Source organism: Paenibacillus sp. B2(2019) (assembly GCF_008370385.1).
Classification (GTDB): Bacteria; Bacillota; Bacilli; order Paenibacillales; family Paenibacillaceae; genus Paenibacillus_AQ.
This window is the reverse complement of record NZ_VTZR01000024.1, coordinates 233,626-260,012: the sequence shown is the minus strand read 5'-3', so window position 1 is coordinate 260,012 and position 26,387 is coordinate 233,626. Positions and strand designations below refer to the sequence as shown.

At 44.8% G+C, this 26,387-nt stretch carries 29 protein-coding genes; 1 reads left to right on the top strand and 28 read right to left on the bottom strand.

The window, feature by feature from the left end:
• Nucleotides 1-8 precede the first annotated feature (8 nt).
• The 28 genes from PAENI_RS22435 to PAENI_RS22300 form a co-directional block, all read right to left on the bottom strand.
• A complete protein-coding gene (locus PAENI_RS22435; protein ID WP_149646751.1) occupies nucleotides 9-1,565 on the bottom strand; it encodes a hypothetical protein in 1,557 nt (518 codons plus the stop codon).
• Nucleotides 1,566-2,257: 692 nt separating this feature from the next.
• Complete coding sequence (locus tag PAENI_RS22430) at nucleotides 2,258-2,686, bottom strand: site-specific integrase (protein WP_149646750.1); 429 nt, start codon at nucleotides 2,684-2,686, stop codon at nucleotides 2,258-2,260.
• A gap of 184 nt (nucleotides 2,687-2,870) precedes the next feature.
• Nucleotides 2,871-3,686 (bottom strand): sporulation transcription factor Spo0A, encoded by an 816-nt coding sequence (gene spo0A, locus PAENI_RS22425; RefSeq protein ID WP_149646749.1) that lies wholly within the window; start codon nucleotides 3,684-3,686, stop codon nucleotides 2,871-2,873.
• Nucleotides 3,687-3,885: 199 nt separating this feature from the next.
• A complete protein-coding gene (gene spoIVB, locus PAENI_RS22420) occupies nucleotides 3,886-4,998 on the bottom strand; it encodes a SpoIVB peptidase (RefSeq protein WP_081382880.1) in 1,113 nt (370 codons plus the stop codon).
• 138 nt (nucleotides 4,999-5,136) lie between these two features.
• Nucleotides 5,137-6,864 (bottom strand): DNA repair protein RecN, encoded by a 1,728-nt coding sequence (recN, locus tag PAENI_RS22415; RefSeq protein WP_149646748.1) that lies wholly within the window; start codon nucleotides 6,862-6,864, stop codon nucleotides 5,137-5,139.
• A gap of 64 nt (nucleotides 6,865-6,928) precedes the next feature.
• On the bottom strand, nucleotides 6,929-7,378 hold the full coding sequence (ahrC, locus tag PAENI_RS22410; RefSeq protein ID WP_042190440.1) for a transcriptional regulator AhrC/ArgR: 450 nt from the start codon (nucleotides 7,376-7,378) through the stop codon (nucleotides 6,929-6,931).
• Nucleotides 7,379-7,526: 148 nt separating this feature from the next.
• Nucleotides 7,527-7,892 carry a hypothetical protein gene (locus PAENI_RS22405; RefSeq protein WP_262495691.1) on the bottom strand — a complete coding sequence of 122 codons (366 nt, stop codon included), beginning with the start codon at nucleotides 7,890-7,892 and terminating at the stop codon, nucleotides 7,527-7,529.
• Between the two features lie 219 nt (nucleotides 7,893-8,111).
• A complete protein-coding gene (locus tag PAENI_RS22400) occupies nucleotides 8,112-9,014 on the bottom strand; it encodes a TlyA family RNA methyltransferase (RefSeq protein WP_042190442.1) in 903 nt (300 codons plus the stop codon).
• A 46-nt stretch (nucleotides 9,015-9,060) separates the two neighbouring features.
• Entirely contained in the window at nucleotides 9,061-10,965 is a 1,905-nt protein-coding gene (dxs, locus tag PAENI_RS22395; RefSeq protein ID WP_076284485.1) for a 1-deoxy-D-xylulose-5-phosphate synthase, read from the bottom strand.
• Nucleotides 10,966-11,064: 99 nt separating this feature from the next.
• Nucleotides 11,065-12,012, bottom strand: coding sequence for a polyprenyl synthetase family protein (locus PAENI_RS22390; RefSeq protein ID WP_076284484.1), 948 nt, complete (start codon nucleotides 12,010-12,012; stop codon nucleotides 11,065-11,067).
• Nucleotides 11,999-12,256, bottom strand: a complete 258-nt coding sequence (gene xseB / locus PAENI_RS22385; protein ID WP_042129807.1) for an exodeoxyribonuclease VII small subunit — start codon at nucleotides 12,254-12,256, stop codon at nucleotides 11,999-12,001. The genes PAENI_RS22390 and xseB overlap by 14 nt, the downstream gene beginning before the upstream one ends.
• Complete coding sequence (gene xseA, locus PAENI_RS22380; RefSeq protein WP_042190449.1) at nucleotides 12,234-13,613, bottom strand: exodeoxyribonuclease VII large subunit; 1,380 nt, start codon at nucleotides 13,611-13,613, stop codon at nucleotides 12,234-12,236. The genes xseB and xseA overlap by 23 nt, the downstream gene beginning before the upstream one ends.
• Nucleotides 13,614-13,625: 12 nt before the next feature.
• The gene (gene folD / locus PAENI_RS22375) at nucleotides 13,626-14,483 is read right to left on the bottom strand and encodes a bifunctional methylenetetrahydrofolate dehydrogenase/methenyltetrahydrofolate cyclohydrolase FolD (RefSeq protein WP_042129810.1); all 858 of its coding nucleotides are present in this window, start codon (nucleotides 14,481-14,483) and stop codon (nucleotides 13,626-13,628) included.
• A gap of 145 nt (nucleotides 14,484-14,628) precedes the next feature.
• Nucleotides 14,629-15,081 carry a transcription antitermination factor NusB gene (gene nusB, locus PAENI_RS22370; RefSeq protein WP_042190451.1) on the bottom strand — a complete coding sequence of 151 codons (453 nt, stop codon included), beginning with the start codon at nucleotides 15,079-15,081 and terminating at the stop codon, nucleotides 14,629-14,631.
• Between the two features lie 298 nt (nucleotides 15,082-15,379).
• Nucleotides 15,380-15,613 carry a DUF2273 domain-containing protein gene (locus PAENI_RS22365; RefSeq protein ID WP_042190453.1) on the bottom strand — a complete coding sequence of 78 codons (234 nt, stop codon included), beginning with the start codon at nucleotides 15,611-15,613 and terminating at the stop codon, nucleotides 15,380-15,382.
• A gap of 15 nt (nucleotides 15,614-15,628) precedes the next feature.
• The gene (gene amaP, locus PAENI_RS22360; RefSeq protein ID WP_042129814.1) at nucleotides 15,629-16,168 is read right to left on the bottom strand and encodes an alkaline shock response membrane anchor protein AmaP; all 540 of its coding nucleotides are present in this window, start codon (nucleotides 16,166-16,168) and stop codon (nucleotides 15,629-15,631) included.
• Nucleotides 16,169-16,242: 74 nt separating this feature from the next.
• A complete protein-coding gene (locus PAENI_RS22355; protein WP_042132343.1) occupies nucleotides 16,243-16,659 on the bottom strand; it encodes an Asp23/Gls24 family envelope stress response protein in 417 nt (138 codons plus the stop codon).
• 114 nt (nucleotides 16,660-16,773) lie between these two features.
• Nucleotides 16,774-18,117 carry an acetyl-CoA carboxylase biotin carboxylase subunit gene (gene accC / locus PAENI_RS22350; protein ID WP_042190455.1) on the bottom strand — a complete coding sequence of 448 codons (1,344 nt, stop codon included), beginning with the start codon at nucleotides 18,115-18,117 and terminating at the stop codon, nucleotides 16,774-16,776.
• 54 nt (nucleotides 18,118-18,171) lie between these two features.
• Nucleotides 18,172-18,681, bottom strand: coding sequence for an acetyl-CoA carboxylase biotin carboxyl carrier protein (gene accB, locus PAENI_RS22345; protein WP_149646747.1), 510 nt, complete (start codon nucleotides 18,679-18,681; stop codon nucleotides 18,172-18,174).
• Nucleotides 18,682-18,828: 147 nt separating this feature from the next.
• Entirely contained in the window at nucleotides 18,829-19,749 is a 921-nt protein-coding gene (locus PAENI_RS22340) for a SpoIIIAH-like family protein (RefSeq protein ID WP_149646746.1), read from the bottom strand.
• A gap of 67 nt (nucleotides 19,750-19,816) precedes the next feature.
• Nucleotides 19,817-20,458 carry a stage III sporulation protein AG gene (gene spoIIIAG / locus PAENI_RS22335; RefSeq protein WP_042190462.1) on the bottom strand — a complete coding sequence of 214 codons (642 nt, stop codon included), beginning with the start codon at nucleotides 20,456-20,458 and terminating at the stop codon, nucleotides 19,817-19,819.
• Between the two features lie 40 nt (nucleotides 20,459-20,498).
• Nucleotides 20,499-21,260, bottom strand: a complete 762-nt coding sequence (gene spoIIIAF, locus PAENI_RS22330) for a stage III sporulation protein AF (protein ID WP_149646745.1) — start codon at nucleotides 21,258-21,260, stop codon at nucleotides 20,499-20,501.
• Between the two features lie 104 nt (nucleotides 21,261-21,364).
• Nucleotides 21,365-22,606, bottom strand: a complete 1,242-nt coding sequence (spoIIIAE, locus tag PAENI_RS22325) for a stage III sporulation protein AE (RefSeq protein ID WP_149646744.1) — start codon at nucleotides 22,604-22,606, stop codon at nucleotides 21,365-21,367.
• A gap of 42 nt (nucleotides 22,607-22,648) precedes the next feature.
• The gene (gene spoIIIAD, locus PAENI_RS22320) at nucleotides 22,649-23,038 is read right to left on the bottom strand and encodes a stage III sporulation protein AD (protein WP_042129828.1); all 390 of its coding nucleotides are present in this window, start codon (nucleotides 23,036-23,038) and stop codon (nucleotides 22,649-22,651) included.
• A 7-nt stretch (nucleotides 23,039-23,045) separates the two neighbouring features.
• Nucleotides 23,046-23,249 (bottom strand): stage III sporulation protein AC, encoded by a 204-nt coding sequence (spoIIIAC, locus tag PAENI_RS22315; RefSeq protein ID WP_036682849.1) that lies wholly within the window; start codon nucleotides 23,247-23,249, stop codon nucleotides 23,046-23,048.
• Nucleotides 23,250-23,262: 13 nt separating this feature from the next.
• Complete coding sequence (gene spoIIIAB / locus PAENI_RS22310) at nucleotides 23,263-23,781, bottom strand: stage III sporulation protein SpoIIIAB (RefSeq protein WP_042190466.1); 519 nt, start codon at nucleotides 23,779-23,781, stop codon at nucleotides 23,263-23,265.
• Nucleotides 23,774-24,775 (bottom strand): stage III sporulation protein AA, encoded by a 1,002-nt coding sequence (gene spoIIIAA, locus PAENI_RS22305; RefSeq protein WP_076284476.1) that lies wholly within the window; start codon nucleotides 24,773-24,775, stop codon nucleotides 23,774-23,776. The genes spoIIIAB and spoIIIAA overlap by 8 nt, the downstream gene beginning before the upstream one ends.
• Nucleotides 24,776-24,857: 82 nt before the next feature.
• Nucleotides 24,858-25,121 carry a YqhV family protein gene (locus tag PAENI_RS22300; protein WP_371915730.1) on the bottom strand — a complete coding sequence of 88 codons (264 nt, stop codon included), beginning with the start codon at nucleotides 25,119-25,121 and terminating at the stop codon, nucleotides 24,858-24,860.
• A 302-nt stretch (nucleotides 25,122-25,423) separates the two neighbouring features.
• Between PAENI_RS22300 and PAENI_RS22295 the strand changes: the two genes are divergently transcribed.
• Entirely contained in the window at nucleotides 25,424-26,290 is an 867-nt protein-coding gene (locus PAENI_RS22295; RefSeq protein WP_081382878.1) for a YitT family protein, read from the top strand.
• Nucleotides 26,291-26,387 lie beyond the last annotated feature (97 nt).

The following is a 26,387-nucleotide window of genomic DNA, read 5'->3' as shown; positions in this document are numbered from 1 at the left end:
TAAGTTGCTTACTGAAAAACTGATTTAATAATATTGCGGATCGTCTCTACAGTATTTCCATCGCCAATAGTAAGATAAATTTTTTCAGCTTCTAATAATGCATCTTTCATTTCGTTCCATCTTTCTCTCTCAGCTTCAAAAATTCCTAAGTTAAATAAGGAGTTAGCCAGAATTTGCGGAAATTCCGCTTTCCTGCATTCATAAATTAATTCTACATACTCAAGTTCAGTCACTTTATCATCTCCTAGTAGTGATAATAAATGTGCTTTAGAAGACTTTGCACTTAGAAAAATATAAGTTAGCTGCGAATTTTCAGCTTCAACCTCAATGAACTCTAAAAGCTCTAGGGATTTATCATAGAAGCTCATATCGTCGTTTATTTCTCCCAAGTATTTAAAGGCATTCGCCACAGCACCTATACCAGCTGCTGTAAAATCAAATCCCCCCCCTAGTGCTTCGTTGACATTCATGCAAGTACTAATGAGTCTTTGACAGAGTTTGAGAAATGTGCCAATATCAACATTTTCATTCCTGTTTAATTTATATATTTCTAATTCTAAAAGATGAGTTAAAGTCCTAATAATCTCTGTAAGATTAGCTTTTTCCTCAAAATAAAATAAAACCTCTCTAAATAGGGATTCTGCAATATCTAATTTCATCTCAGAATTGAAAAGTGCATAAGCTTTATTCCCTTTAGCAAACATTATTAACTCTTCATCTGCTAAAAGTAATATAGCTTCATCTGCATTATCTATTGCTTTTGTATATTGAGCAGTCATTGTATACAACCCAGCTAAAAGCATGCTTATTTTTGCTTTTAAATCGTTAATTTCTATTATGCTCTTATGAGACACTAGATTCTTAGCATCATTTAAACTTATAATTGCACTTTGGATATTTTGAAAATAATTTGTAGACTTTGCCCTCTTATAGTGCACATATCCTTGTTCAATTAAAATTTTCGAATAGTCCTTAGTTAAGTCTTCATTGTCCTGTTCAAGCATATTAAACATTAAGGTCTCTAAATGGTCAACTTTATTTTTCATTAAAGTTCTTAATTGAGATACTGCTTCATTCACATCCTCAAATAAAGAAGGATATAGTAGTGGATTCTCCAATAATCGAGTATGAACCCAATTCAAGCCAAAATATTCAATAACAACGTCATATTCATCCAATGCCCATTTCTCTATCTTCTTAGTGAATTTAGATAATTCTCCTTCAAACTTAGAATGTGAAGGATCAAAATTTATATTGCAAATAATAATATATCTGCTTAGTTTTTTACCAAAATCCTCAATACATTTATCATATGCGAGAGTAATATTCTTACGAAGTGTTTCTATTTGCTTGTCGTCTAATCTCTCTTTAAATTTTTTGAATTGAAATCCTTCAACGAATTTATTGTCAGTGATTCTGTAAGCATCCAAACCATTTCCCTTGCCATTAGAATCATCTACTCTATTAGTTGAATAATACAAACTGCATAAGTTGTTACATAAATTTTCCCATTCTATGAAGTCAAGCTTTTGATTTAATTCTACTTCTGTTGGAATTCTCCCCATACTCTAAGCTCCCTCTCTTTTTTAAAAATCAGATAATATATTATGTAATAGTCATGAATATTTTAGAGGCGCCACTTCAGTTGCAATATTCATTTATTACTTTTATTCAATTTCACTTAGAAAAACCCCTTCATTTTCCCAGAAATATAATGATTATCCATCAAAATAACTAATTAAATCCTTATATTATTGAGCAGAAATGTGACTTTTTACAATTGATAAATTAATAAGTAAAACACTAAATCATTTCTTACGTGCATATACGATCGCATTTCAAAGAACAATAAAGCCATAACCTTTTAGGGGTTATGGCTTGGAATTATTAAATAGGATAATAGGACTTACTACCAATTTAGACAGATAACATACCTGATTGATCTGAATTTTTAGAATAATCCGTTTGCATCAATACACTCCATACATTACCTTCTTCATCCAAAACTTTATAGCGTTCACCCTTCATCATCTCTTTATTTCATTAGCGGTTTTATAAGAAAAATATACAAATCGCTAATGCTTATTCTTAGTATTGATTACGTGAATGCTTTTATGTTTAAATCGATGCTTTCTGGTAGAAGCGATAGACATTCTCCGATTCTCATCTCAGTGTCAAGCAAAAGCCGCATTATAACGTTATTTCTATAACCATGAAAAGTTGAAAGATCAAATTGGGAAGGGACTTTTTTTAATTGCTAGGGTGCTAAAGTCTTTTTTATTTTCCTTTCGATTTTTGGACTTTCCACGTTGGTTAATGGGTTCTTCGGTATTTCCTTTTCAACATCATGAAGGTAATTAAAGAACACTTTGATATTCCGCACATAGTTAGCTATGGTTGCCGTTGAGATGTCTTTTTTGAAATCTGAACGACTTTCAGGATGATTAACTTCTTTTGATTCTTCAGTGCTTACGACAGTATACTTACCACGTTCCCTTAAGTACTTGATGTATTGACGTATATGACCAGTCTGAACCTTTGTAACTTCCTCAATCTTGAATTGTTGCTTTAAATATTGACCAAAGAGCTTTAACGCTTGTTCATAGCTTGCCATTGTTTTACGCGAAAGATTCTTGGAGGAACAAAATAACATGAAATTGTCCACTTGAAAATCGAAATCCGTCACAACAAAAAACCGCCCTTCATTGGATTTTTTGGGAACCCAATAAACAGCGGTTATAAATAGCTTTTCTCAAAAATATTTATCGGTTTAAAACTCACCATTTCGGATATTTATCGGTATCTTTACGTTACCTGTAAACACCTAACAGAAACCCACAATCCCTTACCACACACTGCCCCTAACCCTTTCAACTAACCTTATGCTCAATCCGTAGCTTGTCGGCTACCATGGCAATAAATTCCGAGTTAGTAGGCTTAGATTTGGAGATATTAATGGTGTAGCCGAATAAATGGCTGATGGAGTCGATGTTGCCACGGGTCCAAGCCACTTCAATCGCATGGCGAATGACACGTTCAACGCGTGAAGGCGTGGTCTTGAATTTCTCTGCTATGGCTGGATAGAGTGTTTTTGTAATCGCACCAAGGATCTCGATATTGTTATATACCATGGTGATCGCTTCGCGCAGGTACTGATAGCCCTTAATATGTGCTGGAACACCGATCTCGTGGATGATCGAGGTAATGTTAGCATCAAGATTCTTGCCCTTCGTAAGCGGCACTACATTCGATCTGGACGTCGACGAATAGTTGTACATGTTAGAGGATGAGCTCATGCTGCCTTGGACCCCTACAAGCTGACGTACACGATTTGCCAGGACCTCCATATCGAACGGTTTCAAAATATAATAGGATGCACCAAGCTGTACAGCTCTTTGAGTGATGTTCTCCTGACCAAAAGCGGTCAGCATGATGATCTTCGGTTGAGGATTCAGATCCATATCACGCAGACGTTCCAAAACACCCAGACCGTCTAAATGTGGCATGATGATATCAAGAATAAGGACATCGGGAACTTTGCGTGCTTCGCTTAGCATTTGAAGCACTTCTTCACCATTGTAGGCGATACCCGTTACCGTCATATCTTCTTGTTCAGAAATGTATTCGGAAAGCAAATTCGTAAACTCCCTGTTATCATCGGCCAACAACACTTCAATATTCTGCACTGGCTGCTTCCTCCTTAATTATATCTGCTATTCGAAAATAACATTTTTTTCTTGTCTCTTAACATTTTCGACATGGAGATTGAATTCCCTTCTGTCGAAAATTATTTTTCTTTATTTTTTTTCTGGCATGGATTATAATTAAATATTTTATTTCAAAGTTCGATGATCTTCGTAATCCTTCGACAAAAAAATCTTAAGGCTAAACCGCCTTAAGATTTAATGGATACCTATTCTCCTGTAGGGTTACACCAGAATCCTTAAGCATCCATTCGATGAAGCAACCGTAGCCGGACTTAGGATCATTTACAAACACATGAGTTACAGCGCCTATGAGCCGTCCATTTTGAACGATTGGACTTCCGCTCATCCCTTGAACGATACCACCTGTCTTATCGATCAGTCGCGGATCTGTGATACGAATGACCATACCCTTTGTCGCCGGCGTCTGCTGATGTGCCACATGAATGATTTCAACCTTAAATCGTTCTACCTGCTGCCCATCTACTACGGTAAGAATTTCAGCTGGACCTTCCTTGACTTGATTGCTCATTGCCACAGGAATAGGTTCTTTATAAAGACTATGCTCGGGATTACGACTCATTTTACCGAAGATGCCAAAATCTGTGTTACTCTCCACATTACCAAGCACTTGGCTTTCTTTTAAGAAATGGGCTCGTTTCTCACCCGGATCGCCATCCTGGCTTTTAGAAATCGAAGTTACACTGGACTGAACAATATGACCGCTGCCAACAACAATTGGTGTTCCTGTATTCATGTCCGTAATCACATGTCCTAAAGCTCCATAAACCCCCTGTTTCGGGGCATAAAAAGTTAACGTGCCGACACCCGCTGCAGAATCTCGAATGTACAGGCCTAACCTCCAGACTTTGTCATTAATATCATACGCGGGTTTCAGCTTGGCTGTATGCTCTTTCCCAGCGCGTTTAAAGACAATCGTCAGAGAATTATTCGCTTTTCCAGCACGATCCACAAGCTTGGCCACCTTAGATAACTCGTCCAACTTCTCTCCATCAATGGAGATCATCAAATCACCTGGCACCAAACCGCTGACCTCACCTGGGGAAAGCTTGGATTTCTCGGATACTTCAATCAGATGATGTCCAACAACCAGAACACCTGCTGATTTCACCTTTACTCCGATCGTTTGACCTCCCGGGATCACCTTCAGTTCCGGTTTCATTCCATGCGCAGTCACCTTGGCAGGTTCACTGTTCAGTGGTGCGGCAAAACTTTGGTGGGTTCCCGTTATGCCCGATAAACTAAGAAAGAAGGCAAATAAAAGGCCTGGCATTAACTTCCTGAGGTTAGGCTTCAATGGCTGTCACGCTCCCTTTTGCTTCTTTCGCTTGACGAAAAAGGTGGTCGCCAATTGCGTACCTATAAGATAACCTTGCCCCCAGGCTTTTATTACTGTCAATCATTGTTCCGCTTAGCTTGTTGCAGCCTTACTTGCCTCGGCCAAATTAAGCATTTCCTGCGAATGGTGCAATGTTTTTTCGGTAATTTCCACCCCACCCAGCATTCGGGCCAGCTCCATTACACGTCCATCATTCGAGAGTGATTCCACTTCCGTCATGGTTCTTCCGTCCTCAACCTTTTTGCGGATTAAGTACTGATGATCAGCCATACAAGCCACCTGCGGTAAGTGCGTAATGGAGAACACCTGACAAGTGGAGGACAGCTTATACAGTTTATCTGCAATGGATTGAGCAGCCCGACCACTCACACCGGTATCTACCTCATCAAAAATCAGAACTGGAATCGCATCATGACGCGCAAAAATACTCTTCATTGCCAACATAATTCGCGACAACTCACCACCCGAGGCAATTTTGCCAAGAGGTCTTAACGGCTCGCCAGGGTTAGGGGAAATCATAAATTCCGCACTGTCGATCCCTTGTCTTGTAAGACGAATACGCCGACCCTTATAATCAACTCCACGTGGGTCCTCCAACGTGTCTAATTTAACCTGTAGCGAAGTTCTTTCCATCTGAAGATCTTTAAGCTCACTCTCCACTTGCGTGGCTAAATCAGACGCACACAGCTTCCGTGCTTCACTTAATTCAGTAGCTGCTTCCATCAATACAGACAGCAATGCATCGCGTTTGGTCGTCAGTTTCTCCAGATATTCATCTTTATTCTCAAGCAGATCGGTTTCCCGATGGATTTGTTCATAATAAGCCAAGATCTGTTCTACACTATCTCCGTATTTACGGCGGAGGCCGGTAATTAAATCGAGACGATTCTCGATTTCTTCGAGTCGCTGTGGATTGAATTCGATCTCTTCTCGGTAATCACGAAGCTGAAATGCAGCATCCTCTAGTTGATAATAAGAAGATTGCAGCTGCTCAAGCACGGATTTAAGACCCTTTTCATCATAACGAACCGCATCCTCGAGTCTGGAAATGACATTACCTATGGATTCTAAGCCTTGTCTATCGTAGAGAAGCTCATATGCACCGGATACGGAATCCATCATTTTCTCACTGTGGGATAGTTTGACCCGTTCTTCGGCAAGTAATTCATCTTCTCCCGGTTTTAATGCTGCAGATGAAATTTCTTCTAACTGAAAACGGTACAAATCAAGCATTTGATAAGCCTTTTGGCTGGATTCCTGCAGCTCTCGGAGCTCTTTCTCCACTTTTGCAAAGGCTGAATACTTTTCCTGATATACCGCTTTTAGCGGCCCGATAATGGGTTCTCCGTATGTATCTAACAGTCCCAAATGTCGTTCTGCCTTCAATAAGTTTTGGTGTTCATGCTGTCCATGAATATTAACCAGCTGCTCGCCAATTTCACGTAGCATAGTAAGATTGACCATCTGTCCGTTTACACGTGATGTACTTTTACCCTGAGAGGTGAGCTCACGGCGTATTATAAGATGCTCCTCACGCTGAGCCTCAATGCCAAGACGCTCTAAAGTATCCCAGACGGGATGACCGCTTGGGAGGCTGAAGAGCGCTTCCATCTCTGCTTTTTCACAACCGTAACGAATAGAATCCGCGGAGCCGCGCCCTCCGACAATCAGTCCAAGCGCATCAATAATAATGGATTTACCTGCCCCAGTCTCCCCTGTGAGCACATGGAAGCCAGGATAAAAATGCACATCTACCGCCTCAACGACGGCTAGATTGCGGATAGACAAGGTTTCTAACACTAATAGAGCACCTCCGAGAAGATGATAAGAATTTAATAGAATGAAATTAATACTTTCTTATAATTTAAGAAATGTAACCCATGATTTGTGAAATTACAGTCTTACTGTCCTCAGGCTGGCGGCAAATAATTAGAATGGTATCATCACCAGAGATGGTCCCCATAATTTGTGGCCAGTCAATATTATCAATCAAAGCAGCGACTGAGTTAGCCGTCCCCGGTAAGCATTTCATCACCACAAGATTAGCCGATGAATCGATCTGCACAAAATTATCCACCAAAACGCGCTTCAGCTTCTGTATTGGATTGTACCGTTGGTCAGTTGGAAGCGAATATTTGTATCTTCCATCATCCATAGGAACCTTGATGAGCAATAGCTCTTTAATGTCTCGAGATACTGTAGCTTGGGTAACCTGGAAACCAGATTCACGCAAGGCTTCTACCAGCTCGTCCTGTGTCTCGATATCCTTTTGCGTAATAATCTCACGTATCTTAATATGTCGTTGACCCTTCATTGTTGCCTCCTAAAAGTTTTGTAAGCGACACTTCCAGATTAGCAGCGACAAAACTACATCGGAAGCATGGACTTAGTTTTGTAAGCGATGCTCCCCGAATTGCTTCGACAAAACTACTTCGGAAGCATACACCTAGTTAAATATGGACTCAGTTTGATTCTCCGTCATCTCTGCCAAGCTTAATCACTTGAATAGATCCCGCTGCAGTATTAACATACAAAACTCCGCTACATTCCGGATAAATCAGCAAGTACGGAAGCAAGGTATCTCGTAAGCCACTGCCTGTGAAATCCAAAGGTTTGCGTGGTCTAGAAAGAATAACCAAATATATTGATCCTTCCTCTTTAGTCGCCACATAATCTATAAATAACCGGCTATACATCTGCGCCCCGTTTACGTTGAAGGACAACGGGATTTTGAGCTTCCCTCCAACGACCTCGTACCCTTCATCCTCTAGTATGTCTATAGATGGGTGAGGAATAATCACTTTATTAAACGGGATCTGATCCTTCATGAAAGAACGCGGAGAACTTTGCAGCCATATATATATCCGATAAATTATAAAAATCGATAATGCTACTCCAATAAACGCCATGACGACCTTGTCAGAGCTACCCGCCACTATCAATCACCTCGGTGATTTATTCGCGTGAAGCCATGCCAATTCCTTCTTCTGAGCTGCCATTTTAGAAGCTTTCCGAATAATTGTTTTTTTCCATATGGAAAAAGAAACTCACCGGCGCGATGAGTTTCCATGAGTCGAATTTACATTAAAAGTACCCGTAGCCTGCTTAATCACTTCATCCGCTAGGGATGGAAAATCCTCCACTGGAATGACTGATGATACAGCATCTGAAGGCTGTAATGTACCTTCTTCAGCTTCCGCCAATTCAGGCGTTAGTCTCCAGTGAGCAAGAAACTCAATATTGCCTTCCCCGCCTGTAATCGGTGAAAAGGTTAATCCCTGCAGCTGGTAACCCAGCTCTGCCGCCATGGTCAGTACATTAATTAATACCTCTTTATGAACAGCAGAATCACGAATTACACCTGATTTACCAACCTTCTCCCGTCCTGCCTCAAACTGTGGCTTGATCAGCGCAGCAATATCCGCCGGGCGCTTAAGCAAAGCTTTGAGCGGTGGAAGAATTATTTTTAAGGAGATAAATGAAACATCAATACTCGCAAAATCTGGAATCGGACCCACCAAATCTGGAGGCGTCATATATCGGAAATTCGTTCGTTCCATCACACTAACGCGTTCATCATTACGCAGCGACCAATCCAGCTGATTATAGCCAACATCAATCGCGTAGACATGGCTTACCCCATTCTGAAGTGCACAATCCGTAAAGCCTCCAGTAGAAGCACCGATGTCCAGCATGGTCCGTCCCGTAAGATCAATATTAAATTGGCGTAGAGCCTTCTCCAGCTTTAGGCCCCCACGACTGACATAAGGATGCACAGAGCCTTTAACCTTAAGGGTAGCCTCCCGTGACACCTTCATACCAGCCTTTTCAATGCGTTCTTCATCCGCGAGCACCAGTCCTGCCATAATGGCTGCTTTAGCCTTCTCACGGCTTTCATAAAAACCTTGCTCAACAAGTAGTACATCTATCCGTTCTTTACGGTGTTCCATGGTCATCTCCCGATCGTTCAAAGGGTTGCTAATTTCCGGCTTCCATTTAGGAAGACGAAGTTGTTTTGTAGTTATATGCACTCAAAGCCATCATGGACTTGATACGTGCACATAGCGCTTCTACAGTAAGACCTGTTTCCTGGCGCTGTTCTTTAATAGAGCCGTGCTCCACAAAGATGTCAGGTACACCCATCAGATGCACACGAGCGTCATAAATTTCATTCTCTGCGTAGAATTCTAATACCGAGCTGCCGAGGCTTCCCGCTTGGCAAGCCTCTTCAATAACAACCATGTTGGTTCCAGCGTGAGCCAAATCAAGCAGCATGGAGTTGTCGAGTGGCTTCAGGAACCGCGCATTCACGACGCCTACCTGAATCCCTTCCCGCTTCAGTAAATCAGCGGCTTCTTCAGCCACTTGAACCATAGGTCCACAGGCTACAACAGCATAACCTTCGCCTGTACGCAGTCGTTCCCATGATCCGATTGGAATAGTACGCAGCTCAGGATCCATTGCTACACCTGTACCGTTAATACGCGGATAGCGATAAGCAATCGGACCGTCATTATATTCAAGCGCCGTCTTCATCATATGACGCAGCTCATTTTCGTCTTTTGGCATCATCATCACCATATTCGGAATATGGCGCATAAAAGCAACATCGTACACACCCTGATGAGTCTCACCATCCGCACCTACAAACCCCGCGCGGTCAATGGCGAACATAACATTCGCGTTATGTCGGCAAATATCATGAACGATCTGATCATAGGCACGCTGCATGAAGGTAGAATAAACCGCATATACCGGCTTCATCCCTTCCATAGCCAAAGCTGCACAAAGCGTAGCCGCATGTTGCTCGGCAATCCCGACATCAATCATACGATCCGGAAATTCCTTAGCAAAAGGAAATAAACCCGAGCCTCCTGGCATCGCAGGTGTAACAGCAATCAGACGGGAATCTTCCCGACCCAGTTCGATCAGCGTCTCGCCAAATACTTCCGTGTACATTGGAGGACCCACAGCTTTAAGCGCCTGACCCGACTCAATTTTGTATGGTGAAATGGCATGTGATTTATAGAAATCGGTCTCAGCCGGTTTGTAGCCCTTACCTTTAGTTGTTAATACATGTACCAACACAGGTCCAGCCACGTTATCTGCTTGGTGGAAGGTGTCAATCATCTTCTCCAGATCATGTCCGTCTACAGGACCGAGATACGTAAAGCCGAGCTCTTCAAACAATACTCCAGGTACCATCATATATTTGAGACTATTTTTTAACTGTTCAGCAGTCTTTGCTAATCGTCCTCCGATGGCCGGAATCTTCTTAAGCAGCCCCTCTACTTCATCTTTGGCACGCAAATAGTGGCGATCTGAACGTATTTTACTTAGATAATTATGCATCGCCCCTACATTAGGAGCAATTGACATTTCATTATCGTTCAAAATAACCATCAGCTTACGCTTCTCATGGCCAATATGGTTAAGTGCTTCAAACGCCATTCCACCAGTAAGAGCACCGTCACCAATCACGGCAATAACCTTATTGTCTTCACCCTTGAGATCGCGAGCCATCGCCATCCCCATTGCTGCCGATAATGAGGTACTGCTATGTCCAGCTTCCCATACATCATGCTCACTTTCGGAGCGCTTAACGAAGCCGCACAAGCCCTGATATTTACGCAGGGTATCGAAGCGGTCTTGACGACCAGTCAGGATCTTGTGAACATAAGCCTGGTGCCCAACGTCGTAAATCATTTTGTCACGAGGGCTGTTATAACAATAATGCAAAGCCAAAGTGAGCTCCACGACTCCTAGATTGGATCCGAGGTGCCCCCCAGTTGCTGTAAGCTTCTCAATCAGAAATCGACGAATTTCCTCCGCTAAGGTAGTTAATTCATCGACTGACAATGATTTTAGTTGCTTAGGATCATTTATTTGTGGAAGCAGCACGTATAGTTCCCCGCTTTCCTAGATGTTGTAAATTATATAAAACCCATTATAACACAAACGAAACGGCTGTCGAAATACAGCCGTTTCGAAAGTTCATAATTAGTGATCACGTGCCATTAAGTAATCTGCAATTTCCAGCAGGCGCTGGCTGTCATGAAAGCCACCGTTCAGAACAGCATTACGGGCCGTTTCTGTAAGCTGCTTCACTTCTTCTCGCGATGCTTCGAGGCCAATAAAATAAGGATAGGTTACTTTATGCTGCTTAACATCACTGCCTGTTTTTTTGCCAAGTTTACCTTCGTCTCCAACCAAATCCAGAATGTCATCCTGGATTTGAAAAGCGAGTCCAATGGCTGTTCCAAATTTATGCAAAGCCTCAAGCTGCTGCTCGTTAGCACCTGCAATACGACCGCCAGCTAGTAGCGAAAAGATAATCAAATCTCCTGTCTTATGCAGATGAATGTACTTTAGCTGTGCAAGATCGGTTAGACCCTGCTCGCCTTCCATATCTGCAATCTGACCGCCAACCATACCACGAGGGCCTGCCATTTCCGCCAAATCCTCCACGATGGATAGTACACTTTCCGCAGGGACGCCAAATTTACGCGAGGCTTGTACCACACTGTAGAAAGCATGGGTCAGAAGGGCATCACCCGCAAGAATAGCGGTCGCTTCCCCGAAGACTTTATGATTCGTCAGCTTCCCGCGCCGATAATCATCATTATCCATGGCAGGCAAATCATCATGAACTAACGAGTAGGTATGTACCATCTCTATAGCAGCAGCGACAGGCAGGGCAGCCTCTCGATTTCCTCCTAGTGCTTCACATGCGATAATCACCAGCAGTGGCCGGAGGCGTTTGCCCCCAGCCATAAGTGAATATTTCATGGCTTGCTGCAAATTCTCTGGAACCATCCATTGTGTGGGGAGAATAACCTCTAGTTCATGTGAGACTAGATCGCTTAAGGACGCGATGTAATCCTCCAGTGGCTGACGCACTGTTTCTCCTTCAGAGTTTCTCTCAAGCTCATGCTCAAAGCGAGTCATCGGCGTCCCCTTCCAGACGTGCACCAAACGGCTTCTTACGCAGTTCTCCGTCCTCTAGGGTAATCATTTCGATCTTACGCTCTACCTGCTCAAGCTTGCTGCCGCAAAGCTGAGATAACTTCATACCTTGCTGAAATAAATCGATGGCCTTCTCCAGGGGAACGTCGCCGTGTTCAAGCTCACGTACGATTTCCTCCAGCCGGTCCATGGCGCCTTCAAAATCAAGTTCCGCTTCCTTCGTCATCGTCTTTGCCATCCTCCTTCATTCCCCATACCTGGCAGTTCAGCTGTCCGTCATTCATCTTTATCACTACAAGATCGCCAAGCTGTACTTCGGTCAGCGATTTGATTAAATGTTCTTCTGCTTCGTCATAGACTAAGCTGTAGCCTCTCGACATAACTTTAAGAGGGCTCAGTGCATCCAGATGACGAATCTCCGCTACATAGCGAGCTCGCTTCTCCTGCAGGCGGGCCTGCATAGCACCCATCAGCTCACGGCGCATGCTTTCGGTGCGCTGACGCGCAGCGGCAACACTGCCGTGCGGATGGAACCGCTGCAGACTATGATGCAGCACTGCTTTGCGCTCGCGGGAACGGCTGAGCCGTGCATCCGCTGAGCGCTGGAGCCGCTCACGCAGCTGATCCAGCCGCTGCGTGTGCTGCATCAGCGAGCGGCGCGGGCCTGCCAGCGCCAACGAGCGTTCCAGCCCCGCGTGACGCTCGCGTCCGCGCTGGGCGCGTCTTTGCAGCGCTTGGCGGAGCCGCTGCTGTTGCTGGCGAAGCTGCGCAGCTAGCTCGCCGGCGTGTGGCACGGCCAGCTCCGCGGCCGCTGTGGGCGTAGCCGCGCGGAGGTCGGCGGCGAAATCGGCAATCGTAAAATCGGTCTCGTGGCCAACGGCCGAGATGACCGGAATCCTTGATGCCGATATCGCTCGCGCGACTTCCTCCTCGTTAAACGCCCACAGCTCCTCGAGCGAACCGCCGCCGCGGCCGACGATAAGCACGTCGGCCTCACCCATGCGGTTCAGCGCTCCAATCGCTTTCACGATCGAAGGCGCGGCGCCTTTGCCTTGCACCAGTACGGGATAGATTACAATAGCCACCTGCGGAAACCGCCGCTGGAGTGTAATCACGATATCCCGCACAGCTGCCCCCGTTGGCGAAGTAATGACGCCAATGCACTTTGGAAAGCGAGGCAAAGGGCGTTTACGTGCTTCTGCAAACAGCCCCTCTTGCTCAAGCTTGCTCTTCAGCTGCTCATAGGCTAAATATAGACTACCAATTCCATCCGGCTGCATGTGTGTGGCATAGAACTGGTACTGCCCGTCCCGTTCATATACGGTCACATTACCTCTAGCAATTACCCGAGCACCTTCCTTCGGAATAAAGGGTAGGCGCTGGTTATGAGAAGCAAACATAATCGCCTTGATCCGACTGCTCTCATCCTTTAGCGTGAAATACATATGACCGCTACCATGATGCGTAAAGTTGGAAATTTCTCCGCGAATCCATACATCCGAAAGTAAATTATCCGAGTCTAGCTTCATGCGGATGTAACGGTTGAGTTCTTTTATCGAATAGACCTGCCGCTCTGCCGCCATGAATTCCTACCCCTATTCCAAGCCGTGACGGCGTTTAGCCGCAATCAGCGTATTGCTCATCAGCATTGTAATCGTCATCGGTCCAACCCCACCCGGAACAGGTGTGATGTATCCGGCAACTTCTTTTGCACTATCATAATCAACGTCACCCGCAAGCTTACCGTTATCCAAACGGTTCATACCCACATCAATGACAACAGCACCCGGTTTCACGTACGAAGCGTCAATGAAATTCGCGCGTCCGATCGCAACAACCAGAATATCTGCTTGACGGCTAATTTCTTGCATATTAGCTGTACGGGAATGGCACATCGTCACAGTAGCATTCTCGCGTTGCAATAACAAAGACACTGGCTTACCTACAATATTACTGCGGCCAATGACCACAGCATGTTTACCAGCCATTCCTGTTCCTGTACGTTTGATTAGTTCAATTACACCTGCAGGTGTACAAGGAAGCAGACTGTCAGCACCAATCACTAGGTTACCTACATTTACAGGGTGGAAGCCGTCAACGTCTTTCTCCACGGAGATCGCATCAATAACAGCTTTTTCCTCAATATGCTTAGGCAATGGAAGTTGAACTAGAATCCCATCAATATCATCGCGTCCATTAAGCTGCGCTACGAGAGCCAGCAATTCTTCTTGAGTAGTAGACTCATCCAGTTTATGCACTTCCGAATGGAAACCAAGGCTGATACAAGATTTTTCCTTGTTGCGAACATAAACTTGTGATCCTGGATCTTCACCTACTAGAATTACTGCCAGACCGGGCTTCACGCCACGTTTCGCCAGTTCAGCAACCTCCTGGGCAATACCAATACGAATTTCCTCAGATACTTGTTTACCACTGATGATTGCTGCTGTCATGATAGTCTCTCCCCTTTTATATACTTTACTATTGTACAAGCATAAACGCCTTCGGCGTCCTTATGTGGACGGTAAGCGTTTATGCGAGAAATATAAAACATAAAGAATAGGTGAATAACTTATACTTGCTTATATTTTTTAAAAATTAAGAATGGTCAGCTTTAATTGTATCTATCTCCTGGATCATCTTACCAAGCACACCGTTTACAAACTTACCGGAATCATCCGTTCCAAAATGCTTGGCCAAATCTATAGCCTCATTCACAGCAACCTTAGCCGGAACATCATTCGCGAACACCATTTCATACGCCGCAAGACGTAAAATTTGACGATCCACACGTGACAGACGGCTCATTTGCCAGCCTTTCAAGTAATGCTCAAGCATATCGTCAATTGCAACCTTGTGCTCCCACACACCGTTTACATGCTCCACCACATAGTGCTTAAGCTGAATTTCGTCCGTAATTACACGCTCTGTTTCATTCTCCTCTGAAGCTTCCTCCAGCAGCATTTCCACAGCTTCCGCGCTCTCTACATCGTTCATTTCCATCTGATACAGGCTTTGGACAATAATCTCTCTCGCTATACGTCTTTTCATGTGTTCCTCCTAAAATCTTATATCGCATTAACATCTTTACTCAAACTTCTATAACGTCGGGCAACCATAAATATAACTTCACACCTCAAGTGTGATAATAATTCAGACTTTAATGACATCGCCTATAATTATTTTAAGCCCAAATCCTTCGAATTCTATCCCTAATCCTTAGAGGATTATTGTCCGATGTCCGTTAAAGATATCTTTCACAATTAAAAAAACCGCAAAGTCTTTCTTCCAGGGGCATTGGACAACACAAACTTACGGCTTCCTGCTCCGGGAAAAAGACTATCGCGGTTCACTTGAAGGGACGCCAGCGTCCGGATAGACGCGTAATCAGCTCCTGCCACTGAAACAGGGGAGCCTCTGCGTTATCCTTTCTTTTGCCGAACGTATATCCGATGAACACTACCAGTGCAAAGAACAACATATCCCAAAAACCGCAAATTAAATATATCAAACCTAGACCAATGCCGAAAGTCACTCCGGCGATTCTACCCCCGTGACTTTCCCATACTTCTTTCCAAGACATAAGGGAAATTCACCTCTATTCCACTCGACTTTTGAAGCTTGGAGACTGCGTGAGGTTAGCAATGTATACAGACACATCCGCAACCGGAATACCGGTTGTCTCCTGCACAAAATCATGCACCTGACGTTGCACTTCTGTGGTTAGTAGCGGCAATGAATGTTCACCATCCACTACTGCGCGAATTGTAATTTCAAGGCCCGCCTGAGAAACGCGAATACGCGATTTGAGATCTCTGATTCCCTTCACTTTACCGGCAGCCTTCAGACTCAGATTCTCAATGGTCTCCACTGAAATCTGGATATCCCCATACTCTGTACGCTGATCAACAGAAGGTAAAGAAGCGCGATCACGACGCAAAGAGATGTAGAAAAATCGGATGCTCAGAAGGAACAAGACAACTGCTACTACAATTGCAGTAATATAAGCTGCTGGTCCATTCTCAATCTCCAAAGTTTTAGGAATAGCACCGCTCAAGAGGAGGATGGCAATAACAGATAATATTCCGATACTTAAGCTGTAGACAAACAGCAAAAGTCTGTCCAAAATTTTTGCCACGAGTCTCATAACCTCCTTAAATTAGAGTAAACCCTCGACTTTACTGTCGGGGGTTTATGGAAGAACGACGACTGTTATTTCACGCGAAGAACCGTTTCAGCTTCCTCGTTCTTGTCTACAGTGTTGTTGTTCTTGAATTGTACATCATGAATATGCACATTCACTTCCACAACAGTCAGACCAGTCATAGTCTCGATGGAACGCTTAACATTACGCTGAATTTCAGCAGCCACTTCAGGAAGACGGTTACCATATTCAATGATTACAGAAACATCCACTGCAGCTTCGCGTTGTCCAACCTCTACTTTAACTCCTTTAGACAAGTTCTTACGTCCGAGAAGCTCAACAATACCACCGGCGAAACCACCGCTCATGCCAGCTACACCTTTAACCTCAACGGTCGCTAAACCTGCGATCACCTCGATCACTTCAGGAGCAATCTGGATCTCACCGATTTCTGTCCGTTCGTATTCTGTCGGCAATGTACTCATTTTAGACTTCACACCTTTCAACAAAGATTCTCATAAATTCAAGCGTAAAGCACGTCTCTTATTAAACATACTATATCATTTGACGAACTTTATGACAAACAAAGCGAAGTCGTCCTAAATTTCATACTCTTCCAGAAACTTGATGTCAAAATTACCATCCAGAAATACAGGATGCTCCAACAGTTTCTGATGGAAAGGGATCGTAGTATGGATTCCCTCCACGGCAAATTCAGCCAAGGCGCGCTTCATCTTTGCAATCGCTTCCTGACGTGTGGGTGCCCATACAATCAGCTTTGCAATCATAGAATCATAGAAAGGGGAAATCGTATAACCAGGGTACGCCGCGCTGTCTACACGAACACCGAGACCTCCAGGCGGCAAATAAAAGCCGATTTTACCTGGTGAAGGCATAAAATTACGTTCTGGATCTTCCGCATTGATACGGCATTCAATCGACCAGCCATTAATCACGATATCTTCCTGTGTAAATGACAAAGGATTTCCTTCTGCAACCGAAATCATTTCCTTGATCAAATCCACACCCGTAACCATTTCCGTTACCGGATGCTCTACCTGAATACGAGTATTCATCTCCATGAAGTAGAACTGTCCATCCGGTCCAAGCAAGAATTCAAGCGTTCCCGCTCCCGAATAATTCACAGCGAGTGCTGCACGAACTGCTGCATTCCCCATCGCTTCACGGATATCCGGTGTAAGTACAGAACAAGGTGCCTCTTCAATCAGCTTTTGGCGACGACGCTGTACGGAACAGTCGCGTTCACCTAAATGCACTACATTACCATGCTTATCTGCAATAATTTGAATTTCTACGTGCTTCATACCTGTAAGGTACTTTTCCAAATATACACCAGCGTTGCCGAACGCCTTCTGCGCTTCCTGTTGTGCAGCAGTAATCTGCTTCACCAATGATTCCTCGTCCTCAGCAATCCGAATGCCCTTACCCCCGCCACCTGCGGTAGCCTTAATGATAATCGGGTATCCGATATCACGACCCAGCATGACGGCTTCCTCAACATCACCTACAAGGCCATCTGAGCCCGGGATGATCGGAACTCCAGCCAGCTTCATGGTTTCCTTCGCCACAGCTTTATCACCCATACGGTTGATTGCATCTGGAGATGGCCCAATGAAGATAATATTGCAAGATTCACAAATTTCTGCAAAATCTGCATTCTCAGCTAAAAATCCATAACCAGGATGGATGGCATCACATTCTGTTAAGGTGGCTACACTCATAATATTTGTAAAGTTCAGATAGCTGTCCTTGGACGGCATCGGACCGATGCAGTAAGCTTCATCAGCCAACCGGACATGCAGTGAATCCCGGTCGGGTTCCGAATAGACCGCGACGGTGGAAATGCCCAGTTCTCGGCAGGCCCTAATAATGCGGACCGCGATTTCGCCGCGGTTGGCAATCAACACTTTTTGAATGTTCATGCGTTTCCTCCCAAAGTTTTGCGAAGCTTCCGCTCCATAAGTAATCTGCGGTATTTATTCCGGTTTAACCAAGAATAGTGGTTGACCGTATTCTACAAGCTGACCATTCTCGGCCAGTACGGACACGATTTCACCTTTAATCTCCGCTTCCAGCTCATTCATCAGCTTCATCGCTTCGATAATGCATACCGTTGTTTTCTCACCAACACGGTCTCCAACATTAACGAACGATGGCATTTCCGGAGAAGCGGCACTATAAAATGTTCCCACCATTGGAGATACAATTTTATGTAGTTTGCCTTCTGCGACGGCTTGTGGCTGCTGCGCTGGAGGAACCTCACTGATTACTGGATAGGACACTTGCTGCACGCTCTGCGGCTGCGGGGCAGGCGTAAAGGGATAGGCATTATAAGGAGTCGCCAGTACTGCTGTTCCATCAGCTTCAGGGCGATCCGGTTTGCGAATTGCAAGCTTCATTCCTTCGCTTTCGATCTCCAACTCATGTACAGAGGAGGTCTGGTCCAGCAATTTAATTAATTCCTTAATTTCGCTCAACTTGAACATACATTAGTTCACTCCTTCAGCTTTCTCTCGAAGCCACTTCTTAAGCGGACAAGATAACTTTATGTATTATATCATAAACGCTAGAAATGGAAAGAGCCCGGGAGAACCCGAGCTCTTTCGTCATTTTTCCTATAATTTCACGTCTTATTATTTCTCGGAAACGTATTGAACACTAACTTTATCCTGAGACACACTCAGTTCCTTCATTACGAGATCAACGATGCTAACCGCTTGTTTTACATCCAGCTTGTCACTCAGTACGACTACTTTATAGCTGTCCCCAGCTTCTTCCTTCACGATGGCTTCCCCATATTTTTGTTGAAGCTGTTCTTCGATGCCCGTAATTTTAGATTCTTTTTCTTCAAGGTTAAGGAGCTGTTCTTGAGCAACTGCGTTATCAGCAGGCGTCTTCTCCATATCGTTAATCAAAGCCAGTAAGTCTTGTTGGCTCTTTAGATTCTTTTGCTCACGTTCATACAGGTAGTTAGTGAACATGCTGCTCGCCGATACACTTTGTGAAGCTACTTCATCCAGGATTTCTTTATCATTCTTAGCAGGGGTTTTGGATGTTGTAGTAGCCGCTGTATCCTTAGCTGCCGTATCCTTAGTTGCTGTGTCCTTAGCTGCTGTGTCCTTAGCTGCTGTGTCCTTAGCTGCCGTGTCAGAAGTTTTACTGGAGTCTTTTGCAGCAGTGTCCGTCGAAGCTTTCTCAGAGTTACCGCTGTCTGCTGCAGCTTTACTGCTATCATCCTTAACCGCTGTAGTTGCACTGTCATCAGTAGTTGCAGTAGCTGCACTATCGTCAGTGGCTGTAGCGTTATCTACAACGCCTCCATCAGCAACAACATCTCCTTGATTGACCACTTCGTTCACAACGATACCTTTGTCGCCAACCGTTGGTAATGCTGCGTTTGCTGTATCTTTTTTCAAGGAGTCTACCTGCATAGTTCCTGCTGTGTCTTTTGGAACCGATGCACCTGAATCTTCAGTAAATAAATAGTATGCCGAGAGTACAACCATCAAACTGAGCATAGAAACCAACCATATTGTTTGTCTTTTGCCGTTCATTCTTAATTCCTCCTAAAATTTAATCTAGTGGCTGCTTCGGAAGCACTCACTTCTTGACTTTCTCCTGCTACTCTTGTTTGCGTGGTACTACTGAAATGCGCTGAATTGGGACATTCAAGCCTTTTTCGATAGCCTGCTCGATAAGTCCACGAACGACTTTGTTCTCTGCACCTTTGGCAACTACCAGTACGCCGCGTACCTGAGGCTTAATCCGCTTCGTCACAATAGGTGTTTCATCACCCGATTGCGAGTAGGTTACGATTTCGCCATCCCTCGTATATTGTGTCGTGTGACGTTTTCCACCACTGGCATCCGTCTCCTCACTAAGCTGCTGGGAGTCGTTCATATTTCGCACCACGACAATTTCTTCCGTGGATTCCACAGTGACCATGATATCAACGGTACCGACACCAACGATTTTTTCCAAAATCTCCTTCGTCCGGTTCTCCAGTGTCTGTTCAATACTCTCGAACGAGTTAGTCGCTCCAGGATCACTCTGCACCAGCGCCGTTTGGGAGGACTGATTCAACGGTGGCTCACGCCCCGTATTCTCGTTATCAATCTTCTTCACATTGACGAAGGAATTAAACAGCATAATCGCTGCACCCAGCAGACCCAGAATGATTAGCCAGCGGAAAGTATGACTTCTCTTCGGACTGCCAGCCCCACCCCCAGCCCATTGCTCCAGCTTTTTCAGCCAATTGCCCACTCCTATCCCTCCTAACATTGATAGTTTAGAAGCTACAGACTCATAACTTGACGTTATTCACAACGCCGCCATCTACTTGGATTACTTTGGGATCCAAATCCCATTTTTGTTCCAACAGCTTTACGATGGACTCCGTTTCACTTGAAGGCGTGTTATTTTCTGTTACATTTCCGTTCACTGCTTTGGGCTCATCTGCAGAAGCTGATCCATTCTCTGGATTCGTACCGATCTTTACTTCTACAGGCTCTACAGGAGCGATTGCAATCGGCGGAGCAGCAGCTGCGCTGGAATTACCGGAAGCCCCTATGGAATTAGCTGTTGCTTGGGACATTGAGACCTTCACTGCAGAGATGACAGGAATATCTTCATTACCGGAGCCGCCGGATTTCCCCATGCCGAGCGTTACAGTGACATTAACCCCGCGTTTGCCGGTCTCGCTTATGATCTGCTCCCTCATTTGCTCAGCAACCTCTTCTGCGGCCAGCTTTAAGCTTTGATCCTGTCGCCCTTGCGCAAGCTTTTGACCATCTGCCAGAATCTTTTCCAAAGAGGGATCTCCACTTCCCCCTCCTGTGAATAAGCCTCCCTCTTTCTCCTGACGCCCCATGGCTATACTCAGCTCGGCTATTGCGTCACCTTTAAGGAGAGAAACGATCGGGCTAAGCATGGTAAGCAAGATCAGGAGGCTCAGCACCAGCCTTGCATAACGCTCCATGGATTTGCTTGGGAGCAGTAATTCAACGAATGATGCTAGCAGCACGACAAGTATGATCTCTCGTAGCCAATCGCCCAACCAGCTCATCGTTTCCCTCCTAAAAGTTTTGTTAGCATAGCCTTCAGAGAATTTCTTCGTACAAAACTAGCTTCGTAAGCACCCGCTAAGTTTTGTTAGCATAGCCTTCAAGCTCACCTCATCATGACGGTTAAATTGCCAGCGGTTAGCATGATCGTGACGGCCATAAAAAACATTAACGATACAGCTGCCAAAGCAGCGAATACGTACACCATACTTTTTCCGATCGTCTGGAGGCAGACCACAATCGGCGTCTCTCCTAATGGCTGCATTACAGCAGCAGCTACATTGTAGATCAGAGCAAGCACCAGAATTTTGATCGCCGGAAAAGCGCAAAGGAACAAAATGATGATCACTCCGGATAGCCCAATAGCGTTCTTCACCAGGAGTGAAGCTGAGATCACTGTGTCTGTTGCATCTGCGAACATTTTTCCGATGACCGGAACAAAGTTGCCTGTAATATATTTAGCGGCCCGGATCGTAACACCATCTGTCACTGAACTCGTAATTCCCCTGACTGAAATCACACCGAGGAACACAGTGAGCAGTACTCCTAGTAATCCAGCTCCGATATTTCTTAGCAGATTCGCCAACTGGGTCAGCTTGTATTTCTCCGACAATGCACTTACGAGATGCAGCACCGCCGAGAAGAATAATAGTGGAAAGACAATGGTGTGGATCAGTGTGCCAACGGTATGAATCATAAAAACAATTAGTGGATGTGTGACCGAGACGGTAACAATGTTCCCCATGGAAGCTAGTAACGCGAACAGTAGCGGAATCATGGCCATCATAAAATCAATCATCCGGTCGATAGCATCCTTCGCATAACCTATAGCGATATTGAAGCTGTTCACGGCAATAACGAGCACTACCATATAACAGAGCGTATAAGCCACCTTGCTGACCGTTTTTCGCTCAAAAGCGGTTTGTAGCGTCTCCAGTATCATGCTGAGCACACTGACCATGACAATCGTGACCAGCAGCCTTCCGTTGTACAGCACCTCATGCCACATAAATCCAAGAAGCCCAGATAATACACCTTGTAAGCTGAGTCCCTTATCCCCTGGAAGCAGCATGTCCATAAGTGATGGTGTTGCCCCGTCTGGAAAAAAACCTCCGTAATCCTTCATCAGTTGATCCCAGTACGACTCCACCTTATCTGTTGGCAGATTGTTCACCTGACCCTTGACCCACTGGTCTACTGGGGAGGAGTTCCCCGATCCAGGTGCTGGAGTTGCTGGAGAAGCTTTGGCCACCTGAGCTGTACCTGCAAACCATAGAATGAAGAAGCATGGAAGCAGCAACAGTATTATTTTTAATTTTGGAGGACGAAAAACACTGCACTTTTGCATAACTTCTCCTCCCTAATCGTTGCTTAACTTCCTTCAATTGCTTTAAGCAGGTAGCAGCTTCATGACCGTTTCAATAATGATGCTGATAATGGGTACAGCTAGTACCATAATGAGGACTTTTCCGGCGAGCTCTATTTTGGAAGCAATCGATTCCTGCCCTGCATCACGCACAATCTGTGCTCCAAATTCAGCGATATATGAAATTCCGATGATTTTGAACACGGTCTTCAAATAGATCATTTCCATCCCCGATGACTCTGCCACCCGCTCCAGTGTGGAAAGTATCATTCCAATCTTGCCGATTAGAAACAGGAAGATCAGAATCCCTGTGGCAGTAGCGAGGAGAAAGGCAAACATCGGTTTTTGTTCCTTCAGCACGAGAATCAATATGGTCGATATCAGCCCTATTCCAACAACTTGAATGATCTCCATAGCACGCCTATTGAAAAAGAAAGATCGTTTTTATTTCCTGCAACAGTCCGTCCAGCATTCGAATAACCATAAATAGCACAACGACGAACCCGATTACGGTAACCCAATGTGCGAAATCTTCTTTTCCCATCTGTTTAAGCACCGTGTGTATCATGGCGATAATTATGCCAATGCCGGCAATTTGAAAAATCGCATTGACTTCAATATTCATTCCTGGCACCTCGCTAAAAGATCAAAATGACGATCAATGCTCCAAGCAGCAGACCCAGGCTTTTACTCAATTTTTCATATTTGCCTTGATCCTCTCTGGCCACCGACTCCTCCTGCTTCAATTGCTGCAATGCTAACGCGATATGAGTGCTCTGATTGGACCTATCGCTTGTACCGAGAGTACAACTGAGCTGGCGGAGAATCTCTTTTTCTGTCCCCTTCAATGCGGTAGACTTCCAATGCGAGTCCATAGCCCTCTGAATGGCATCCTGGGCACTTCGATCATGGGGTGGGCTCATCTCCTCAGCTGTTTTAATAAACAACGTTTTGAGCGGTTCCTTAGACTGAATCCCAATGCGCCGCATAGCTTCAGGCAATGGGGTAAAGCCGTACATAATTTCTGTTTCCAGCCGCTGTAGCGCTGCTATCAAGCCTCTGATATGTCTTGGCCTGTCTGCATATTGTTTTGCAAATTGGAGCCCTGCTAGCGTACCAGCCAGCACAATCAGAACGGCACCGAATAGCTTAAGCATGTAAATCACCACCTAATCGATCCCCGGGTGAGATAAGAAGTAATCCGCGTTTCTGTCCATCCAGAACACGAAAGGAGAGTCCTGCTTCTGAGCGATGCAGAATGACGTATCTTTCGAACATCTTTTGTTCCAATAGCCCGCCAAGCCCGGGTCTACGAGCCAGTTCTATTACTTCTTTACCGTGAGCCGAAGCAACGACTGATATTCCAGCATGCAGCGCTTCAGTGACTGCTTCAGCGTCTTCAGGACGACCAATCTCATCAGCGATCAATACATCCGGTGACAAGGAACGAATCATCATCATCATGCCTTCAGCTTTGGGACAGCCGTCGAGGATATCTGTGCGCGGACCAACATCAAAGGCGGGAATCCCGCGTCTGCTTCCGGCAATCTCAGAACGTTCATCGACAATCCCCACCTTCAAACCGGGTCTTCCGCCTTCACGTTTCCCCAAATCTCCTAAGGAGATTTGTCTTGCGATATCGCGAAGAAGAGTTGTCTTCCCGTGCTGTGGAGGCGAGAGGATCAAGGTGTGCATCATTCGCTGCCTCCCCTTGTCCAGCAGATAAGGTAGCACTTTATCCGCGACTCCGGGAACCTCACGGGCTATGCGGACATTGAAGCTTGTAATGTCGCGTAGATGCTCCACACCACCACCACTCAGCACCGTCCGACCAGCAAGTCCTATTCGATGGCCGCCAGGAATCGTAATAAATCCCTTTCTCAGCTCTTCTTCCATCGTATATAGTGAATGGTTGCTGATCAGATCTAGCAGTCTATGAGTGTCCTCCCGATCCGGCCTATAGGCTTCTTCCGGCCTTTGCGTTACGCTGCCATTTGCTCTAAGAAAGTGATATTTACCTGAATAGTTAATCTCCAGCGGACGACCTTCACGGACCCGAATCTCTTCCACCATTCCAAGTAGCGGAAGGGGAAGGCACTTTAATAGTGCTCTTACTTTTTCAGGAAACAATTGCAACCAATCATCTGCCATACAAAGTACCCCCAAGTTGTCCTCTATCTAATTGCTTTATTCCATATTTATGCTTGTACGCGCTCAATATGCCTATCATCTATCATTTTTTTAGAATCCCGATTAAGAGAAAGGCTACACCGCAACCGACCCAGCCCAGTTTGCTCCAGGACAACTGCTGAGCCATCCCTGTAAGTCCGATCGCTGTCGTCAATATCAAGATCGTCGGGCCTACCAAAGCTAGTCCAGAATTGACTGCAAGCGCCTTGTCTACCTGATTCAACCGCAGCATAATCAGTGCAGCTATAATCTCCGCACTACCCGAGAACAGCCGAAGAGTCGCCATCCAGCTTACATACTTGTCCAATCCACTCCACTCCTAACTTTTACTATTTCACACAGAATGATATTCAGGGCTTGTTTGTCCTTCTCTTATCCATGGATATGCGATAATTACTCACTTTAGACAAGGAGAAATGACAGAATTGCAAGTCCAACTGTGAAAGAGTTCATAGTACACACCTATATAAATAAATATAATCAGTACGATAAAATTATTTTTTACGAACACTTCCATCTGTGGTATCCTTGTTAATTGGAAATATAGTGGGTTTATATTTTCAAAAAGAGCAGACTATAAAGACATAAGAAAAAGAGGGGATTTGTGTCATGCAAGTTCGAAGTTACGGGTTACCGCAAAACATGCGGACCGTAGTCAGACCACTCAAGGAAGTAGCTATCATTATTTTTTCAGCCTTTTTAATTGCAAGCGGGATGCGATTGTTTCTAATTCCTCATCAGCTTCTGAGCGGTGGGGTAGCAGGGGTGGCTTCGGTCGTCGGTTATTTAACGGATCCGAAGTACATTTCTAAGCTTTATTTTGTAATAAACCTTCCTTTAATTGTCTGGGGATTTATTGCAGTGGGGAAAAAGTACATCTTACTAAGCTTGCTTTCCGTCGTGGCCACCACCTGGTTCATTACCATTATTCCTGAGGTGCAAATGACCAAGGACCCCATTCTTGCAAGTATTTTCGGCGGAGTAATTATTGCTGGGGGCGTTGGGTTTTCTCTCCGTACTGGGGGCTCTTCTGGGGGATTTGATATATTAGGCTCGATTATTTCACGTAAACGGGATATTCCCATGGGGAATATCATGTTCTTAATGGATGGATTAGTTATTCTGAGTTTAGGCTTCTTTAAAAGCTGGGATTCCGCCTTATACGCTATGCTCTGTATTTTTGTAAAGAGTAGAGTAGTCGATATGATCCATATTCGCCATGTGAAGCTGACCTGCTTTATCGTTACCAAAGAACGGGAGATGATGCTGACCCGTCTCAGAGAGTTACCTCATGGCATCACTGTCGTCAATGCAGAGGGTGGATACAGTCATGAGGGAAATACCATGCTAATGACAGTAACGACTCGGTATGAACTTGCAAATCTGCGGAGAACTATTCTTGAGGCAGACCCAAGCTCCTTCGTCAATGTTGTGGAGACTGTAGAGATTCAGGGCCGGTTCAAACGATTAGGATAAATTCATGTATCTACCTCCCTTGCTGTTATATAAATGAAAAGGAACGCTGCATTCAAATCTGCAGCGTTCCTTTTCATTTATAAGTGATGCTATTTGC

Bases quoted from the DNA above. Each gene is read 5' to 3' on its own strand.
- PAENI_RS22365 (WP_042190453.1), bottom strand. From the start codon at position 15,613: ATGTCTTGGAAAGAAGTATGGGAAAGTCACGGGGGTAGAATCGCCGGA.
- ahrC (WP_042190440.1), bottom strand. From the start codon at position 7,378: ATGAAGGGTCAACGACATATTAAGATACGTGAGATTATTACGCAAAAG.
- spoIIIAF (WP_149646745.1), bottom strand. From the start codon at position 21,260: ATGAGCTGGTTGGGCGATTGGCTACGAGAGATCATACTTGTCGTGCTG.
- accB (WP_149646747.1), bottom strand. From the start codon at position 18,681: ATGTTCAAGTTGAGCGAAATTAAGGAATTAATTAAATTGCTGGACCAG.
- spoIIIAE (WP_149646744.1), bottom strand. From the start codon at position 22,606: ATGCAAAAGTGCAGTGTTTTTCGTCCTCCAAAATTAAAAATAATACTG.
- PAENI_RS22400 (WP_042190442.1), bottom strand. From the start codon at position 9,014: ATGGAACACCGTAAAGAACGGATAGATGTACTACTTGTTGAGCAAGGT.
- PAENI_RS22435 (WP_149646751.1), bottom strand. From the start codon at position 1,565: ATGGGGAGAATTCCAACAGAAGTAGAATTAAATCAAAAGCTTGACTTC.
- spoIIIAC (WP_036682849.1), bottom strand. From the start codon at position 23,249: ATGAATATTGAAGTCAATGCGATTTTTCAAATTGCCGGCATTGGCATA.
- xseA (WP_042190449.1), bottom strand. From the start codon at position 13,613: ATGGCGGCAGAGCGGCAGGTCTATTCGATAAAAGAACTCAACCGTTAC.
- folD (WP_042129810.1), bottom strand. From the start codon at position 14,483: ATGACAGCAGCAATCATCAGTGGTAAACAAGTATCTGAGGAAATTCGT.
- PAENI_RS22340 (WP_149646746.1), bottom strand. From the start codon at position 19,749: ATGAACGGCAAAAGACAAACAATATGGTTGGTTTCTATGCTCAGTTTG.
- PAENI_RS22390 (WP_076284484.1), bottom strand. From the start codon at position 12,012: ATGACTCGCTTTGAGCATGAGCTTGAGAGAAACTCTGAAGGAGAAACA.
- xseB (WP_042129807.1), bottom strand. From the start codon at position 12,256: ATGACGAAGGAAGCGGAACTTGATTTTGAAGGCGCCATGGACCGGCTG.
- nusB (WP_042190451.1), bottom strand. From the start codon at position 15,081: ATGAAAAGACGTATAGCGAGAGAGATTATTGTCCAAAGCCTGTATCAG.
- accC (WP_042190455.1), bottom strand. From the start codon at position 18,117: ATGAACATTCAAAAAGTGTTGATTGCCAACCGCGGCGAAATCGCGGTC.
- PAENI_RS22295 (WP_081382878.1), top strand. From the start codon at position 25,424: ATGCAAGTTCGAAGTTACGGGTTACCGCAAAACATGCGGACCGTAGTC.
- PAENI_RS22355 (WP_042132343.1), bottom strand. From the start codon at position 16,659: ATGAGTACATTGCCGACAGAATACGAACGGACAGAAATCGGTGAGATC.
- spoIVB (WP_081382880.1), bottom strand. From the start codon at position 4,998: ATGCCAGGCCTTTTATTTGCCTTCTTTCTTAGTTTATCGGGCATAACG.
- spoIIIAA (WP_076284476.1), bottom strand. From the start codon at position 24,775: ATGGCAGATGATTGGTTGCAATTGTTTCCTGAAAAAGTAAGAGCACTA.
- spoIIIAB (WP_042190466.1), bottom strand. From the start codon at position 23,781: ATGCTTAAGCTATTCGGTGCCGTTCTGATTGTGCTGGCTGGTACGCTA.
- spoIIIAD (WP_042129828.1), bottom strand. From the start codon at position 23,038: ATGGAGATCATTCAAGTTGTTGGAATAGGGCTGATATCGACCATATTG.
- PAENI_RS22405 (WP_262495691.1), bottom strand. From the start codon at position 7,892: ATGAAGGATCAGATCCCGTTTAATAAAGTGATTATTCCTCACCCATCT.